Raw genomic sequence first — 942 nt, 5'->3', positions numbered from 1 at the left:
CTTTAATACAAAAATATATAACCCTAACTAACTCACTAACCCTTTTTATAAAGAGGTGAGAAAATTGCACCCAAAACAAATTTGTTCCGATTTAGAGGTATTGGGCTCTCGTTTGGTTCTTGATGGAAACGATCTATATATTGAGAAACCAGAGAAAGTCTATCCGGAACTTGAGGCGTTTGTCCAATCTTACAAAAAGCGAATTATCCGGTATTTAAAAGGCGAATACTCGGATCGTGAACATAATGTGAAACAGACTATAGATAAAATCATTAATTATTTCATGGGCATTGATCAAGAAATAAATAGAAAAATAGATGACTGGTTCAATCATGATTATGAATCAGTTATGAAGGTGATGAAATTATTTGTTCTCTTTTGGGAGAACGGCTGGAGGGAGCTAAAAGGATCCGTTTCAAACTTTGAAAGCGAGGAAACGGACCGGCTTTCCATAGAAATTTATGATCGGGCCATGTCGTATTTTAAGGGGAAGAAAGCATGACAATTATTCACTATAACTATTCGGAAACGGAATTAAAAGAAATTCTGGACAGCATGATCATTATTGTGGATACGAGAGAGCAAAAGAATCAGCATGTTCTTGATTATCTCCGTAAAAAGAAAGTGGGAATCAAATTCAAAGGAATGAAAACCGGCGATTACTCTGCAATGATTCCTAAAAATGATGAATTTGGAATCAGCCGTGATATGTATTTGAATGCAGCCATTGAACGGAAAAATGGAGTGGACGAGCTGGTGCAGTCGATTAAAGATCGTTCTCGTTTTGCAAATGAATTGATTCGAGCGTCCAGGCATCCATTCACTCTTCTTGTGGAAGACCTGGAAGGATACCAAAAGATACTCAACGGAAAATATCGTTCAAAGTATGAACCGAAAGCGCTGCTGGGCAGCTTGAAAACATTTGAAGTTCGTTACAACTTT

General features: G+C 37.3%; 2 protein-coding genes. Both read left to right on the top strand.

The window, feature by feature from the left end; genetic code table 11:
* Positions 1 to 55 precede the first annotated feature (55 nt).
* Complete coding sequence (locus SM447_RS29210) at positions 56 to 502, top strand: hypothetical protein (protein ID WP_474576093.1); 447 nt, start codon at positions 56 to 58, stop codon at positions 500 to 502.
* A partial coding sequence (locus SM447_RS29205; RefSeq protein ID WP_474576092.1) for an ERCC4 domain-containing protein occupies positions 499 to 942 on the top strand: 444 nt, incomplete at its 3' end. The genes SM447_RS29210 and SM447_RS29205, both read left to right, overlap by 4 nt.

The organism is Micromonospora aridisoli (assembly GCF_056150025.1).
Note: the sequence above shows the minus strand (reverse complement) of the source record. Positions and strands in the feature narration are given on the sequence as shown.